Source organism: Pseudomonas sp. Sample_24 (assembly GCF_004307605.1).
In the GTDB taxonomy this organism is placed as follows: domain Bacteria; phylum Pseudomonadota; class Gammaproteobacteria; order Pseudomonadales; family Pseudomonadaceae; genus Aquipseudomonas.
Window position 1 is genome coordinate 1 of record NZ_RCNW01000390.1, and the last position, 16,113, is coordinate 16,113.

General features: G+C 56.9%; 10 protein-coding genes. 4 read left to right on the forward strand and 6 right to left on the reverse strand.

Going from position 1 to position 16,113, the window contains the following annotated elements; genetic code table 11:
- Nucleotides 1-44: 44 nt before the first annotated feature.
- Together D8V06_RS22595 and D8V06_RS22600 are read left to right on the forward strand one after the other, a co-directional pair.
- Nucleotides 45-3,164: a transglycosylase domain-containing protein gene (locus tag D8V06_RS22595; RefSeq protein WP_130903554.1), complete on the forward strand. Its 3,120-nt coding sequence runs from the start codon at nucleotides 45-47 to the stop codon at nucleotides 3,162-3,164.
- Between the two features lie 169 nt (nucleotides 3,165-3,333).
- Nucleotides 3,334-8,028: a DUF6543 domain-containing protein gene (locus D8V06_RS22600; protein WP_130931848.1), complete on the forward strand. Its 4,695-nt coding sequence runs from the start codon at nucleotides 3,334-3,336 to the stop codon at nucleotides 8,026-8,028.
- Nucleotides 8,029-8,134: 106 nt separating this feature from the next.
- Here the strand turns inward: D8V06_RS22600 and D8V06_RS22605 are convergent, their stop codons facing one another.
- From D8V06_RS22605 to D8V06_RS22625, 5 genes are all read right to left on the reverse strand, one after another.
- Nucleotides 8,135-8,638, reverse strand: a complete 504-nt coding sequence (locus tag D8V06_RS22605) for a CS1 type fimbrial major subunit (RefSeq protein WP_130907901.1) — start codon at nucleotides 8,636-8,638, stop codon at nucleotides 8,135-8,137.
- A 32-nt stretch (nucleotides 8,639-8,670) separates the two neighbouring features.
- Nucleotides 8,671-9,417: a molecular chaperone gene (locus tag D8V06_RS22610; RefSeq protein WP_130931849.1), complete on the reverse strand. Its 747-nt coding sequence runs from the start codon at nucleotides 9,415-9,417 to the stop codon at nucleotides 8,671-8,673.
- A 59-nt stretch (nucleotides 9,418-9,476) separates the two neighbouring features.
- Complete coding sequence (locus D8V06_RS22615; protein ID WP_130903558.1) at nucleotides 9,477-10,697, reverse strand: hypothetical protein; 1,221 nt, start codon at nucleotides 10,695-10,697, stop codon at nucleotides 9,477-9,479.
- Between the two features lie 4 nt (nucleotides 10,698-10,701).
- Nucleotides 10,702-13,224 carry a CS1-pili formation C-terminal domain-containing protein gene (locus D8V06_RS22620; RefSeq protein ID WP_130903559.1) on the reverse strand — a complete coding sequence of 841 codons (2,523 nt, stop codon included), beginning with the start codon at nucleotides 13,222-13,224 and terminating at the stop codon, nucleotides 10,702-10,704.
- A 107-nt stretch (nucleotides 13,225-13,331) separates the two neighbouring features.
- Entirely contained in the window at nucleotides 13,332-13,808 is a 477-nt protein-coding gene (locus tag D8V06_RS22625; RefSeq protein WP_130903560.1) for a CS1 type fimbrial major subunit, read from the reverse strand.
- A 519-nt stretch (nucleotides 13,809-14,327) separates the two neighbouring features.
- Between D8V06_RS22625 and D8V06_RS22630 the strand changes: the two genes are divergently transcribed.
- Together D8V06_RS22630 and D8V06_RS22635 are read left to right on the forward strand one after the other, a co-directional pair.
- Complete coding sequence (locus D8V06_RS22630) at nucleotides 14,328-14,906, forward strand: PadR family transcriptional regulator (RefSeq protein ID WP_130907903.1); 579 nt, start codon at nucleotides 14,328-14,330, stop codon at nucleotides 14,904-14,906.
- Nucleotides 14,899-15,684 carry a siderophore-interacting protein gene (locus D8V06_RS22635; RefSeq protein WP_130903562.1) on the forward strand — a complete coding sequence of 262 codons (786 nt, stop codon included), beginning with the start codon at nucleotides 14,899-14,901 and terminating at the stop codon, nucleotides 15,682-15,684. The genes D8V06_RS22630 and D8V06_RS22635 overlap by 8 nt, the downstream gene beginning before the upstream one ends.
- A gap of 208 nt (nucleotides 15,685-15,892) precedes the next feature.
- On the opposite strand, the gene D8V06_RS30615 is transcribed toward D8V06_RS22635, so the two are convergent.
- Nucleotides 15,893-16,113: hypothetical protein (locus tag D8V06_RS30615; RefSeq protein ID WP_206663189.1), on the reverse strand; the 221-nt coding region annotated here is incomplete at its 5' end.

The window sequence follows — 16,113 nt, forward strand, 5'->3', positions numbered from 1 at the left end:
CTTCAGACAAGTCCGATCAATCTGCGTGAATGGATCAGTCGACTATGGGCGCTTTATGGCAAACCGATTCGAGTAAAACCGTGGTCCCGACTGAAGCTGTGGATGAAGCGCCATTACCTGAAAAACCACCTCGCAGCCGCGTAAAGCACGGCTGGAAGGCGTTTTGGCTGTTGCTGCTGATTATTGCCATCGTGGTAGGGCTCGCGGCTGCCAAAGAGATGCGCACGTCGCGATTTCAGGCTCGCGAGGTCAGCAAGTTCGCCAAGACGCTCACGTATGAGCTAAAACCTGGCCCCAGCGATGCGATTCACTACCCGGGCGCCGGTCCGTTCGACCTGCGTCTGGGCTACAGCTCCATGGGCGAGTTCCTGCCAAGATTGCTCAAGCGCAATTACGTGATTACCGAACAGACCCGCTTTTCCCCGGCGTTGATGAACTACACCGACAAAGGCCTTTTCGTACCCTATGCGGAAAAAATCCAGGCCGGTCTGTCAATCACCGATTGCCGGGCGGCGCCGCTGTACCAGTACAAATATCCGCAACAACTCTATGCCAGTTTCGACTCGATCCCGCCGGTCGTGGTCAACAGCCTGCTGTTCATCGAAAACCGCTTCTTGCTCGACCCTCGCCAACCCTTGGCCAACCCTGCGGTGGACTGGCCGCGGTTTGGCATGGCGGCCTACACCCAGGTCGCCAAGATGCTCCATCTGCCTGGCCAATCGGCGGGCGGCAGCACCCTGGCGACGCAACTGGAAAAATACCGGCATTCGCCCGATGGCTTGACCATGTCGGGTGGTGAAAAGATCCGCCAGATGATTTCCGCCAGCGTACGCGCTTATCAGGACGGCCCGCAGACACTCAAGTCGCGGCAGAACGTGGTACGCGACTACCTCAACAGCGTGCCGCTGTCGGCTGTGCCTGGACACGGTGAAGTGCACGGCATGGCGGAAGGTTTGCGCGTGTGGTACGGCGCCGATTTCAACCAGGCCAACCAACGCCTGGCCAGCGACGCCACGGATCCAAAAAGCCTGGCGGAGAAAGGCTTGGCCTTGCGCGAAATGCTGTCCTTGATGATCGCCCAGCGCCGCCCTTCGCACTACTTGACCAAAGGCCGCGATGAACTGGCTTCACTCACCGACAGCCATATTCGTCTGCTGGCACAGAACAACGTGATCGACGCGCCTTTCGCCGCGGCGGCATTGGCTAGCAAGGTCACGTACCGCGACTGGGCGACCCAGCCGACCATTCAACCGATCGAAACCAACAAAGGCATCAGCGTGGCGCGCAGTCGGCTGGCGGGGTTGCTCAATCGTCCGTTGTACGACCTTGACCGCCTCGATCTCTCGGCCACCAGCACCCTGCAAGGTGAACTGCAAACCCAGGCCACTGCCTATCTGAAGAAACTCGCCGACCCCGTGTATGCCGCAGAAATCGGCCTGATGGGCGAGCGTTTGCTGACCCCCACCAGCACCACTCAGGTGCGCTACAGCTTCACTTTGTTCGAACTGACCCCGGACGGTTCGCGGGTGCGGGTACAAACTGACAGCACTGACCAGCCGTTCGATATCAATGAAGGCAGCAAACTGGAACTGGGCTCCACCGCAAAAATGCGGGTGATGACGACTTACCTGCAAATCATCGCCGAGTTGCACGATAAATATGCCGACATGAGCGTACCGGACCTGAAGAAAGTCGAAATACCGGAGCAGGACCGCCTCAGCCGCTGGGTCGTCGACTACTTTATCGAGAACAAGGACCACAGCCTGCAACCCTTGCTCAGTGCAGCGCTGGACCGCAAATATTCCGCCAGCCCCGGCGAAGCGTTTTTCACCGGCGGCGGGTTGCACACGTTCAATAACTTCCGCAAGGAAGACAACGGTCGCCTGCCGACCCTGCGCGACGCCCTGCGTGAGTCGATCAACCTGCCGTTCATACGCCTGATGCGCGATATAGTGCGCTACGTCACGTATTCCGGTCCCAACAGCAGCGCCGAACTGCTCAAGGATGACCGCGACCCGCGTCGTCAGGAATACCTGGCCAGTTTTGCCGACCGCGAAGGGACGTCGTTCCTGCTCAAGTTCTGGAAAAAGTACCGCAACAAGGACACCCAGGCACGGCTCGAAACCTTTCTCGATGGTATGCGCCCGACGCCGATCCGCATGGCCGCCGTGCACCGGTATCTGTTGCCACAGGCCAGCCAGCAAAGCTTCAACAGCTTCGTGCGCTCACACCTGACCGGCGCCAAACTCACCGAAAAACTCACCGACGAGCGCCTTGAGCGGCTCTATCAGGCCTACGGCCCCGGCAGCTACGACCTGCCCGACCAAGGCTTCATCGCCAAGGTGCATCCATTGGACCTGTGGATGATGGGCTACCTGCTCAACCATCCGGACGCGACGTTCAAGGACATCGTCAAAGCCAGCCAGTTCGAACGCCAGGAAGTCTACAGCTGGCTGTTCAAGAGCCGGCACAAAGGTGCACGCGACAACCGCATCCGCACCATGCTGGAGATCGAGGCATTCCTCGACATTCACCAGCGCTGGCAGAACGTCGGTTATCCCTTCGACCATCTGGTGCCTTCACTGGCCACCGCCATCGGCAGCTCCGGCGACCGCCCTGCGGCACTGGCCGAGTTGATCGGCACCATCCTCAACGACGGCGTGCGCATGCCGACGCTGCGTATCGACAGCCTGCACTTTGCCGCCGGGACGCCGTATGAAACCAAGCTGATCAATGACCCGGATGTCGGTAAACGGGTCATGCCTGCGGAGGTTGCAAAAGCGATGCGCGAAGCCCTGTCGCAAGTGGTGGACGCCGGGACCGCCAAACGGCTGGCCGGCAGTTTCAAACTGCCCGATGGCGCACCGCTGGCCATGGGTGGCAAGACCGGCACTGGCGATAACCGTATCGAAGCCATCGGTTCGGGCGGGCGGATTCTCAGTTCGAAATCAATCAACCGCACGGCGACCTTCGTCTTCTATATCGGCGACACCCACTTCGGCACGCTGACCGCTTACGTACCGGGACGCTCGGCTGAAGCGTTCAAGTTCACCTCTGCCCTGCCGGTACAGGTGCTCAAGGGCATGGCACCGATCCTGACGCAGTACCTGCAACCGGGGACCCATACGATGTGTCAGGGAGCCGTGGCAACGGCACAACGCTAAGCCCCAAAGTGCCAAGCCAGCTGTGGCGGTATATGTATGTTTTTCACTCTTGAATTTTGAGAGGTTCGAGTCGAAGCCTTCGCTATTTCAAACCAGAATTCGCGCTTTTTTCAGGCGCGTTGCTTGCCTAGTCTTGTCGCTCCACTATTGATCAATGGACGATCAAGCAATGCTCAATCGAAACCTGACAAGTCAACGATCAGATCAGTCCCCACTGGCATTTCCCGATAAAAGCATTCATTACGAGTTAGTTAAAAAGGCCGTCCCCCCCTGGCTATTGAACGCTTCAGCGGCACGTATCCAAGAGTTGAAAAACGTCGCCTTGGCAATTCCAGACTGGAATAGAAATGCTTCTGCCGCTGCGCACGATAGCCTGAAGAATGAAATCGAACGCCATTGGCACGCACAAAACGACGTCGATAAGGCGCTGAGCAGCCTTCAGGACGTCTACGCCTTCGCCAAACCCATACTGCAACAGGCGTTGAAAGAACGTTTCGACATAGACGAAGACGTCGAAAATACCTGGTTACGTTTGTATGCGCCGGCGAGAAGTTCGTGGTGGGTGCATGACTTTGTCGCTGGCACCAAGAGCCGAACTGTGTCCTTGCTGGATGCAGCGCTGCATAACTTTTCGCATAACGAAATATTCACCGCAGATTCCTCCTTCATCACCCGGCCCGATGCCCGGGGACACTTCGATGTAAAACACCTCAAGCACAAAATGAGCATTGAGCAGTTCAAATCGTTGTGTCGCCAACTGAATATTGGCGCTCGATACGAACAACACCTGAAAGAGTTTTTATTGTCGACAAATAGAGTGGCCAGCAATTTTTTGCGCAACAAAGTCATTCTCAGCCAGAAAAGCGCATTGAGTGTCGCGCTACGAATTGCCCTGATGAAAAAAGATATCGGGCAGCCTGCCTATGATGCCGTTCGAGGGATGCTCAATGACCAGGCACAATTGACATGGAACGGACAACCCGTCAGCTATTACAACCTGTCGATGATGGATGTGGCGCTGACCGGTATAGTCCTGATCGCAGCAGATGTTCTCACCGCTGCCAATCCTGTCCCTGTGATTGCCTATGTCCCCCATGACCCTGAGCACCCCCTCAAGGAATATTCATCGTTACTGGAGTTCATGGCTGAACTGACACGCCAGTTGCGCGATTCCCCGAACCCGCAAGCAACAGGTCGCGGAAGCTATCAACAGTTCTTCAGCCAGTTTGTCGATCATCAGCAACGGGGACATTTTTTTGCCGGATTGAATGACCGTCTAAGCAAAGTGAAATGGCATCCAGCGCCGCCAGGTTCGGGCTTACCCAGTTGGCGTGACACGCCTGTGGATAATCCGAAGCTGCAGTTCAGCCTGTCGAACATTCAGGATGATCGCCAAAACCGCTTCAGCGGCGATGTATGGGACTATTTCTATCGACAGAAACTGAACAAGATTCTCAATGACGCGCGGGAAATCGCCGTTTCCACCGAGTACGCCGACCGCATGGCGCGTTGGGCCTGGTGGGACAATCTGAAAAAAATCCTTTCAGATATTCTCAACGTTGCATTGCTGGTGGCGACACCATTCGTACCCGGTCTCGGCACACTGATGCTCGCCTATACCGCCTATCAACTGACCGACCAAGTGGTCGAGGGCCTTGTCGATCTGGCCGAAGGCCGGTTGGCAGAATTCGGGGAACAAACCCTCGGTGTGCTCGAAAGCGTTTTACAGCTGGGCGCGTTCGCAGCGGGAGCCACGCTTGGCCATGTCGCACGGGCGAAGCTTTCGCCGTTCTTCGAAGGGCTCAAACCAGTGCAGTTGGCCAATGGTCAGACGCGATTGTGGAACCCTGACCTCTCCCCCTATCAACAGACAGTGGCCTTGCCCGAACATGCCAAACCGAATCAGTTGGGCATTTATCAGCATCAGGGCAAGAAAATGCTCGCATTGGATGACCAGCTATTCGAAGTCGAAAATGATCCGGTCACGGGTCAGCACCGGATAAAACATCCGGCGCGGCCCGACGCCTATGCCCCCACGCTCACCCACAACGGTCATGGTGCCTGGGTCAGCGAAATCGAGAACCCGCGTCAGTGGGAAGGTTCGACATTGATGCGTCGTCTCGGTCATGCCACCGATGACTTCAGTGATTCGCAGCTGGAACAGCTTTGTCAGATCAGCGGCACAGATGAAGCCATTTTGCGCAGAATGCATGTGGAAAACGCTCCACCTCCACCGCTGTTAATGGATACGTTGCAACGCCTGAGTACCTCGCCGCAGAGCAGCGTCGAAGCCCCGTCCACTGAAATCAGTCTGCTACTGCGTGACTTTCCCGATCTGCCAAATCGGGTCGCGGAGAAAGTCATGGACAGCGTGACCCCGACGGAGCGCCAACAGCTTGCGCAAAACAAGCTCCCCCTGCGCCTGAAAAACCAGGCACGGGAACTTCAGTTCGAGATCGGCTCAACAAGAGCCGCCCAAGGCATTTTCCGTGACTCATTAACCAACATCGACACCGAACGTCTGGTACTGGGCGCCTTGCGATTCAACACCGACACTTTCGCCGACCTGCGTATTGAAATCCGCCAGGGTACGCTCAATGGCGAACTTCGTTGCAGCGCCGGTGCGCAAGATGCAACGCTGCTGAGGATCCTGGTTCGAGACGAGGCCGGGAAATACACCGTGCGCGATGCTGAAAATCAACGGCTTCATGAAGCCGATAGCTTATATGAGTCACTGCTTCAGGCCCTCGGTCCCGAACAGCGCCGGGCGCTGGGTTATAAACCGGGCGATGCAGCACCATTCAAACAATGGCTCATCGCCAAAACCTCGCCATCGTCCGAACGCCGACGGGTGCTCGCCGAGCCCCCTGTTCGCCCCGTAGCCCAACACGAAACCATGATCCTCGTTCGCGGCGGGGCACTCAGCAAAGACGGAGTCACTCTGCATGAGCGTATCAGGGACCTGCACCCGCACTTCAGTGAAGGCGAAGTAGAGACGTTCGCCAATGCCTTGATCGAAAAAGGCAATCCCATGCGGGCCATGGGCACACTTGAAGGCGATCTGGATGAACTGCGCGCGATCGTAAAGCGTTGGGAGTATCAGCAACCCGAAGGTTGGGGACCTGGCGCTTATGAGTTCCGGGACGAGGGCGGATTGCACATCGCCGAACGCCTGATTGAGTGCTTCGAACGCAAAACCACCGACCTCGGCAGTCGCACAGATCCGGACAGCTACGCCCTCGACCTTTCCACAGCCTTGCAGTCGCTGGATCTGGAAACCTGGTGGTCGAAACGCCCTGCGCTGAAAAATTTTCTCGATAAAGTCACGGTGCTGAAACTGGACAATACGCGTTTTGCCAGCGAATCGAATGGTTTACTGCAAGACTTCCCCAACCTTCGCGAACTTAGTGCCAAAGGCTGCGAACTGACGATCCTGCCTAAAAGCATCGGCAGCATGCGCGGGCTTGAACGCCTGCGATTGAGCGACAACCGGATCGCGCTGGATGCGCCTGCAGTTGAGCAACTGAGAAATCTGACCTATCTGGAAGTACTCCGGCTCGAAGACAACCCCTTGGGCATCAGTCCCGATATTGGTCGCATGCCAAGGCTGAAAGTCGTGGTGTTGAAAAATACCGGAATCACCCATTGGCCCGCAGGCACCCTGGCCAAAGTAAGACCACGCGGATTCTTTCTTGATATGCGGGAAAATCCGATTGAGCAAATTCCGGATGTCGTTCCCGGATCGCCCAATGCCTCGGTCGTGGCACGCACTCATCTTGATCTCGGAAAACTGTCCGAGCTCAATCAGGTGCTTTATCAGGACATTCGTCGCTCGGCAGGACTTTCTCCCAAGCCGGTGGTCCCCTCGGCCACCGAAGTCGATGCGATTATCCGCTCAAGCTTCAATACCGCTCTGTGGAACGAGGTGCCGGGTTGGGGTATTGATCGACAGAATGTCTGGTCGACATTGATCGACGAACCGCAGGCCGAACGCTTCATGTCCTTTCTTGCAGACACTCAACATTTTGCCGACTACCGAGCCGGTGGCGAAGCGCGTAACCAATTGCTGCAGCGGGTCTGGCGCATGCTTGACGCCGTATACCTGGATGACAACTTGCGCGAGGAGCTGTTCACCGCCGTCGAGCAACCGGACAACCATGACAACGCTGGTGCTCAACGTTTCAACACCATGGGTATCAAGGTGCTGGCCTCGGAGGCCTACTCCTATTCGACCGACCCGGCTCAGCTTGAACAGCAACTGGTCACCCTGGCCAAAGGTGCGGCACGCCTGGAGCTGGTCAACGAAATTGTCGAGGCCGATATGGCGAGCCGGGCAGACAATCCGGACCAGGCCGCCGTGTACCAGGCCTACCAGACGGCCCTGGCAGAACGGTTGAACCTGCCTTGGCAATCCAGAGGCATCCCCTTCACAAAGGTAGCGGGAGTAAGCGAGGCAATGATTGATCAGGCCTACGATAAGGTTCTATCCCTGGAGCAAGGTGATGGGCTGGTCAACAAGATGCTGGAACGCAACTTCTGGACGCGCTATCTGCGTGAAAAGTATCCGGTACGAATCGAGGCCAATAAACAGCGGTATCTGACTCGATATGAGCAGCTCACAACCTTGCGCGAATCACAGCGCGAATGGGCTGAGTCGGTGAACCTGACAGACGTCGAACGCAGCGCACTGAGAGAGCGGCTCAAAGTGCTGATGAATGATTTACCGGTACCGGCCACTGTCGTCTTTGCCGATCAAGCGATAAGCGATGCGGTCTTCGATCGATTGCTGGTTGATCTGGGGTATGAACAAAAAGAACTGTCGAGACGACTGACCCGTGAAGCGTTGAGAAGAGCAGCTCAATAACCCGCACACGTTGCCCTGATCGAACCCAAAAGAGCCTGACGGTTGCGAACATCGTCAGGCTCTTTTTTGGCGCGTCAGGGCATCACTTTTATCACCTGGCAAGTCTTCAGGTACCGGCAGGGGCGGCTGCATTGAAAATCAGCTGCACGCTTCCATGGTAAGTCCCGGGTTTATAACCACCGGACGGCACTTTTGGTTGTATCTCCAGGGGAAAGCGGCCGCCCGCTGTGGCTTGTGCCGCTGATACCACCTGCCGGGGTTGCGGATCGTGGCTCAGTTCCTGGCCATTGAAACGGACCTGCAGGTAAATGTTCTGATCATCACGTCCATTGGACAAATAGGGCTCGCTTTCGAGCCGCGCTTCGATGGCACTGGTGTCGTGTTTGACGTCGAAATTCTTACGCAGCCCACCCAAGGTCGACGTATTGATGTTCCAGGCCAGAATCTGCTCGCGATGAATCCAGTCCGATTCGGCCGGGATTATATAAAACCCAAGAGTTGGAATATCCGCCGACACTTCGAACGTGTGTTCCTCCCGTGCCGCGAATGCGCACACACTTATCAGCGTCAAGACACCTGCGCACCCGACAATGGCTGCTGGCTTGATCATGTCAGTTATCCTTTGCATCACCGTTTACCTCATCATTGCTTGCTGGCGATGCGCAGCGGTTTTTTCGCGTTGCCCTCGACCAGATTGAAGCGGTACTCGCGACCGGGCTTTTTCTCGAATTCGAAGGTCCGGCCCGCGAGGATGTGGTGTTTGGTGGTCGGCTCGCATTCGGTCTCGTCCTTGAGCGAGCAGTTGCGAAACTCATCGACTACCACCACCGTATTGCCGTTGTTACGCAGACGGTAACGCTCGGCTCCATCTTCGATCACACTGTCGAAACGGCTGTCCTTCGGCCGCACGAAGAACACCGTGCCGAACCCGGTCATGATGTTGACCCCCGCCGAGAGGTTCTTTTTGTATTCCTCGCGTTCGTCGCTGGACACGGCAAAGTCGTCTTCCTTTTCCGGCACCACCGGCACAAAACGCACGCGAAAATATCGTTCGGTGTCCCGGTTGCCCATCAGCAGCAAGCGTGTCCCCTGCATGCCATTGGCCGGCACGATCAACCGCGCGGGGCTGGCCATCAAGCCATCGCGGGCACTGGCATCGGCCTGTGTCTTGACCGGCACTTCACGGGACGTTCCATCGGCGTCGTAGACAATCTCAAGGATATTGACCTTGACGAAAGCGGTACTGTCACCGCTGTTGAACACGCGCTTGAGGTAGGTGCTCTTGTCACCATCCAGATAGTCGTAAACCGTACCGACGTTGATCTGCGGCCCGGCCTGAAGACCTGAAGAAAAACCGCACAAACCCAACAGCAACCACAGACGTTTCATACCCTTGAACCTCATCAGCATTGAACACAAACGGACGGCACTTGACGATTCGCAGCCCATCAAAGATCCGAATCCCAGATCACCGTGACGTTGCCGGCGTAATAGCCGGGCTGACCGGGGCTGAGCATGAAACCCATCTGACTGGATGGAATTTCGAAGTGCAACACGCCTGGACGTCTGTCCACATAGAAGCCCGGTTGAAACTGCTGGGCATTCTCCGCACCGACACGTAGCCGACGCTGTTTGACCGGTTGACCGGCGAGGTCGGTCAGGCCATTTGGCAACGTGGTACTGACTTGCACCTCAACCGCACGCCCGTTTTTGCGGTCCTGGATCATGCACTCAAAAGGTCTTATGGCGATTTCGCATTCCAGGTGCATTTTGAAACGCGTCGACGCCGAGATCAGGAAGGTCTGGTCGCGGAACAGCCGAACAGGCTTTCGACCTTCGTTCAACCAGCTTTGCCAGCCACCTGCCGGGGTCAAACGGACTTTTTCCCCGCCCGGAGGAATATCGACTTTCAGGGTGTGCTGTACGTCCAGCACGAAGTCCAGTGTCAGGTTACTGTCGTCCGCAGGCATGCTTCCCAAGTCGAAATCAGCACCTGGGCCGACTCGATAGCTCAGCGATCCGGTATAGAGCCCGGTCGACATTCCCAGCGGGTTGGGCGTGCGCAGTTCATAGGCAATATCCAGATTTTCGAAGGACATGTGCGGGATAGCAAAGTAGGTTCTTTTGTTGCAGGCCGCCTCTGTCGGGGTTTTCCAGAAGAATCGATACGTATTGGGTGAGTACGCCCCTACACCGCTGTACTCGCAAGGAGGTGGCGCGTATACCCAGCTGCTGCCGTACCACAGTTTCTGATGTCCCTCGAGAATGTCTGTCACACCGACCAGGCTGGCGGCCGAATGACTCAGGACGTATTCGGAACCAACACCGGTAATGCGCACCTCGACCGTTTCGGTTTCCAGTGTTTGCCTGTTCGTCACCGTCAGTTGCCGCCAGTTGGCCGGTACTTTCACAGGGATGAGATCCAGACGCCCGATGTTTGCCCTCGGTCCGAAGCGAACCGGCAAACGAATGCTGAACATATTGTTGTCCTTGCACTGGTCCGGGTAAGTCGCGCAATAGCCGCTGTTCGGAGTCTTGTTGATGAATACGTTTTTTTGCGGCTGCGAGGGATCGGGGGTGAACAGTGCCCGGATCTCCTGATTCACCGCCCCAACCGATGGAGCCACCAACGTCATCGCCAGCGCCAGGCCGACAGTAGAGATTTTCATGGCTTCAACCTGCCTTCTGATCAGAGGAACTGGCATCGGCCAGCGTGTCCGGCGTGCACTTCAGATCACCGATCATCAACACGTTGTTTTCACTGCGATGACGATCGGCATCGAGGCGGAACTGGCACAACAGTTGATTGGCGTAGCGCACTTCCAGGGTCGGTGAACCGGCGTTCATTTCCATCGAGAAAAATCCGTCGACTTCGGTCACCCCACGGCTGGCATGGTTGATCACGTGATGCCCCTTGAGTGGCTGTCCTTGTGCATCGAGCAAGCGCCCGAGCACTGTCAGGGTTTTGCTCACGGTGATCTTGCGGTAGTCCACCCCGCCCTTGTTCAGGTGATAGCGGGTACGGGAAGGCGCGATGCTCGCTGCCGGCACATGGTTGCCTTCGAAATCGAAGCTCACCGAGCTGTTCTTGTACGCCGTCAACGGAATGAAATTGCGCCCCGGACGCAGCGCCACGCTGCCACCACTGAGGTCATCGGCACGCAGGGCGATGCCATCGATATCGGACTCAATGTCGACAATCATCCCGGCACCGCGCCCCTGATGCTGACTGGTCAGGGCCATACGCTGACCACCAACGACCACCGTGCTGTCGAGGTTCAGGCCGCCGGTGAAATTTCCGTTGTAGGAAGAGCGCTGCAGGAAACCGTCGCCGTTGATCGCATCGGTGCGAAAGTTCGCCAGGCTCGACAAGCCGACGCCGTAGGTGTCGGTCAGCGCGGTCACCGAGACGCTTTGCAGCACATGGTCCTGCAGGTCTTTTCGGTAGCCAAGTGAAGCGTTGTTGTCACGGCTGCCATCTCGCGCCGTACGCGAACCGATGCTGCCGGACACTTGCTGACCCGGCCCGCCCAGTGCCATGTTGATGCTCAGATCGACACCGCGATTACGCGCATCGCCGCTGCTGTAGCTGCCCGGACGATCGAACAGCGACAGACGCCAGTTGGCATCACTGCCAAGCAACGTCATGCGTTGCGTCCAACCCAGATCCAAACCGACGCCTTCGACATTGCCTTCGCTGTGAGAGACACGCGCATTGATTGAGCTTTTGCGGCTGATCCGGTGGTTCAACGCCAGCGATGAATTGCTGGTTTCGCCAGTGAACACATTACGTTGGCGCACGCGGGTGCCGTCGGGCAACGTGTCGTAGGTGTTGGTGGTATCAAGCCAGCTGCGGTTGTGGCTAACCACCAGGCTGCCGGAACCATAGTTGTAGAGTGCCTGCAGATCAGCGCCAGTACCGTGGTCTTCGGTCTGGTACAGATTGGCGTACAGGTTGATGCTGTTGGCCAGGCTCCAGTCGATGGAACTGCCGTACTGAAGCGTGCTGCGTACCTGACGTGCCGATAATCCAAGGATCACTCTTGGGTGCAGCAGGTAGTTGATCGCAGCGCCCGCGGTCGCATCGCCGTTGTTCTGTTGATCCCAATTACTGAGCAGCTTGCTTTCCTGCCCTGCGAACAGGTTGTAGCGCCAGCGCTCATCGAGATTACGCCAGTTGTTGGGTTTGTAGATCAGTTCCTGGGTGGTTGAAGTGGTTTGGCCGTCTTCGATCAGTCGCACTTCCACTTCGTAGATACCGCCGGGCAATGGCCGGGTGTCGAGGGTTTGCAAACCTGCCGGAACTGACTGGGTGTTGATCAGCAAACCATCGCGAAATATCTCCACCGAGGCCTGCCGATTGGCGGTGACATAAATCGGATAAACACTGGGTCTCGGACTGTCGATCGCCAGACTGTCAGAACTGCCGTACATCACGCCCACGGCGGTGTCAGGGCTGGTACCGAACGAGCGCGGCTGACGCGTGAGGCCTTCGGAATTGGGGGTGAAGTAACCCAGTCGAAAAAAACTGCCTTGCAGTTCGCGCTGGGTGTAGAGCTCATGCACCGCATGGTAAGTCTTGGTGTCCGGGCCGCCCAGGCGCGCCAGTTGCATATTGAAGGCTTGGCTCCAGTTACCAAGGCTGCCACTGGCCTCGAGGCCGAATCGTCCTCCAAGATCCTGATCCTGACCACCATTGAGGTTAAGTTGGTTGCGCACCATCAGGCCGCTGCTGCCGCCTTCGGGCTGGTCGTAGAAACGCTTGGCATCAATGTCACGCTCGGCGTTTTCGGTGACGATCGACAGCAAGGAGCTTTCCAGGTTGTAGTGAACCGCCAGCATCTGCTCCGGGCATTTACCGGTGCAGGCACCCAGCGCGACGCCGGGCTTGAGGACATCAGCCCAGGTTTCGCGCTCAATGGCACCGAAGCGGCTTTCGCTGGTATCGGTGAAATCGAGCAAGGTCACCCGATCATCGCGCGACAACACGATCATCGCCTCGCCGAGGGGCTGTTGATCAAGCTCGACCCGAACGGCCAATGGCACGTCGAAAAAATGCTCCTCGAAATCCGCCGGCAAGCCTTTGGCCTGAGCCAGCAAACTTCGGGGGGTATTATCAATAGTGGTGGGCGCCGCAAATGCGCTGCTGCACAACAGCAACGCAAGCGCTGCCGCGATGGGCGTCATCGGGAACATGAACAAATACTCTGTTTGCAAGAAGTTCAAAGCCCGGTCGACAAACCGAAAGTTTGCCAACCGGTTACGTTACTTAGAATAAGTACACGTTCTGCCGCGGATGTTTCTTAGACGGAAGGTTCAACTATCAGCATGACGACACCGGTGTAATCACCCGCATCAGGCTTGCCGCCAACTGCACTGATTTTGAACGGGGCGCGATAGCGGACATTGGACTCGGTTTCACCCACTACTTCCTGCGAAGTGGTCGTCAGGGTTTTACCGTTGAGCTCGACCTTGAGGTCGATGGTCTTGTTCCCGGCAATCAGCTTCGGCACGCTTTCGAGACGGGCGTTGACCCGGCCTGCGGTATGCAGAACATCGAAGTGACCATCAACCGTTCTCATCGAGTCGGTGCCCGGGTTGTAACTCATGTCCTGATCCTTGTTGACCAGGTCCGAATCAACTGGCACCGCGTAGAAATCGTCGGATGGAACATGGGCCACAATGCTGATGGAATGCTTGGCTTCAGTGGCGGCAAACGCCATCGAGGAACTCAGTGCCAGAACAGCCAGAGGAGCAGCAAACGCGATTTTCTTGAACATCTTTCAGTACCTGTCGTTTTAAATAATAGGATCTCAGTATTGGAAGTTGCGCTGAAACCAGACAGTCACGAGCAGTGAGGTCCAGCGCAACTTTCAACGCCGAAAGATGATCGACCAAAAAGTCTTGAAAGTAAGCAGGCAAGTTCCTCAATAGGCGTAGCCAAAGTGGCGCCAGCGCAGCAAGAAAAAACTCAGAATATTGATAGATTCAATGTTCGACTGTCAGATAAATACTACATAGAGCCAATGAACAGACAATCCAGACCTGCAACGCAACAGCAACTTCTGTAGGAACAATATTACAAAACCAATGTATTAAGGCGTGCAAAGTTAATTTAGAGAGTTAACACTAATTTCAACTTCTTCGCCTGTCTCGACAATCTTTTGCGCCGCCGCGAAAACGCCATTTTCAGTGGCGGTTCGGCCTGACGTGATGACCAACCGTTGGTCGGAGGCTTTTGCCAAACACAAAAGATATATCTTAAGTTGTATCTAAACACGACAAAGAGAACGCTAGAGATGAGAGACCATCATTCTCCCCACCGCGAACATGGCGACGGTCGCGACGGATTCGAAAAACGCCCCGGCCGCGAACGCGGTGGTCGCGGGCCTCGGGTATTTGCCCCCGGCGACCTGAAATTGCTGTTACTGGCATTGATCGCCGAGCAGCCGTGCCACGGTTACGACCTGATCCGCCAGATCGAAGGCATGTTCGACGGCGCCTACAGCCCGAGCCCTGGTGTGATTTATCCGACCCTGACTTTTCTGGAAGAGAGCGAACTGATTACCGGTGATGCCGAAGGCGGAAAAAAGCGCTACAGCGTCACAGAGGCCGGTCGCCAGTCATTGACCGAGCAAGCCGTTGCGCTCGAAGGCGTGCGAATGCGCATCGACGTCAGCAAGCGTTCGTTGCGCGGGCATGATCGTCCGGCCGAAATTCACGAGGCCGTGCATAACCTGCGCCATGCGTTGCAGTTGCACCATGGACGCTGGAGCCCGGAAGAAATCCAGCGTGTCGCGACGCTGCTGAACAACACCGCCAAAGCCATCGTCGACGGCCCCGCCGTTCCATCAACCCAGGAGAAAGCGAATGACTGAAGTGAACACACAAGCCATTCACCGTGTCATGCATGAAATCAAACGTCGTCGCCTGGAAGTCTTGCGCGTGGTTGACCTGACCCCACGCATGCGCCGGATTACCCTGGGCGGGCCGGAGCTGGCGGGCTTCGTCAGCCTCGGCACCGACGACCACGTCAAATTGCTGTTCCCGCAAAATGCCGAGCAAGCCGCGGCGCTGGAAACGCTGGAGCTCGGCGCCGGCAAGAGCGGCGGCCCGATGCCTGAGATGCGTGACTACACCCCGCGCCGCTACGACCTGGAAAAACTGGAGCTGGACATCGATTTTGTCCTGCACGGCGACGGCCCGGCCTCGACCTGGGCCGAGCAGGCCAAACCCGGACAGTTCCTGCACATCGGCGGGCCACGGGGTTCGATGATCGTGCCGGATATCTTCGACAGCTATCTGCTGATCGGCGATGAAACCGCCCTGCCCGCCATCGCCCGACGCCTGGAAAGCCTGGCAGCCAACCGCCGTGCGCTGGTGATTGTGGAAGTGGAAAACGGCAAGGAACAGCAAGTGCTGCAAAGCGCTGCCGAGGTCAATGTGATCTGGGTCTTGCGCGAGGGCGGCAAGGACCATTTGCTGAGCACCGTGCGGCAGATCAAGGTGCCGGCCGGCAGCCTGTATGCGTGGGTTGCGACTGAGAGCAAAGTATCGCGGCAGATTCGTCGCGTGCTACTGGACGAGCATGGGCTGGATGAGCAGTTCGTTAAAGCTGTTGGTTACTGGAAGCTGAATGCTGGCGATGATGAGTGATTCAGCCTGACATTGCTCCTGTGGCGAGGGAGCTTGCTCCCGCTCGGCTGCGCAGCAGTCGCAACATCGGCAAACCGGGTACGTCTGAAGTTCCCCTTCGCAGGTGTTGGCACTGCTTCGCAGCGCAGCGGGAGCAAGCTCCCTCGCCACAAAAGCGTTCAGCATCTCGCCGCCCGCCACCGATCCAGCCCAATCAGCAAAACTGAAATCACCACCCGTTGGTTACTGGAAGCTGAATGCTGGCGATGATGAGTGATTCAGCCTGACATTGCTCCTGTGGCGAGGGAGCTTGCTCCCGCTCGGCTGCGCAGCAGTCGCAACATCGGCAAACCGGGTACGTCTGAAGTTCCCCTTCGCAGGTGTTGGCACTGCTTCGCAGCGCAGCGGGAGCAAGCTCCCTCGCCACAAAAGCGTTCAGCATCTCGCCGC

Coding starts and splice junctions, on each gene's coding strand:
- D8V06_RS22595 (WP_130903554.1), top strand. CDS start 45: ATGGGCGCTTTATGGCAAACCGATTCGAGTAAAACCGTGGTCCCGACT.
- D8V06_RS22600 (WP_130931848.1), top strand. CDS start 3,334: ATGCTCAATCGAAACCTGACAAGTCAACGATCAGATCAGTCCCCACTG.
- D8V06_RS22605 (WP_130907901.1), bottom strand. CDS start 8,638: ATGATCAAGCCAGCAGCCATTGTCGGGTGCGCAGGTGTCTTGACGCTG.
- D8V06_RS22610 (WP_130931849.1), bottom strand. CDS start 9,417: ATGAAACGTCTGTGGTTGCTGTTGGGTTTGTGCGGTTTTTCTTCAGGT.
- D8V06_RS22615 (WP_130903558.1), bottom strand. CDS start 10,697: ATGAAAATCTCTACTGTCGGCCTGGCGCTGGCGATGACGTTGGTGGCT.
- D8V06_RS22620 (WP_130903559.1), bottom strand. CDS start 13,224: ATGTTCCCGATGACGCCCATCGCGGCAGCGCTTGCGTTGCTGTTGTGC.
- D8V06_RS22625 (WP_130903560.1), bottom strand. CDS start 13,808: ATGTTCAAGAAAATCGCGTTTGCTGCTCCTCTGGCTGTTCTGGCACTG.
- D8V06_RS22630 (WP_130907903.1), top strand. CDS start 14,328: ATGAGAGACCATCATTCTCCCCACCGCGAACATGGCGACGGTCGCGAC.
- D8V06_RS22635 (WP_130903562.1), top strand. CDS start 14,899: ATGACTGAAGTGAACACACAAGCCATTCACCGTGTCATGCATGAAATC.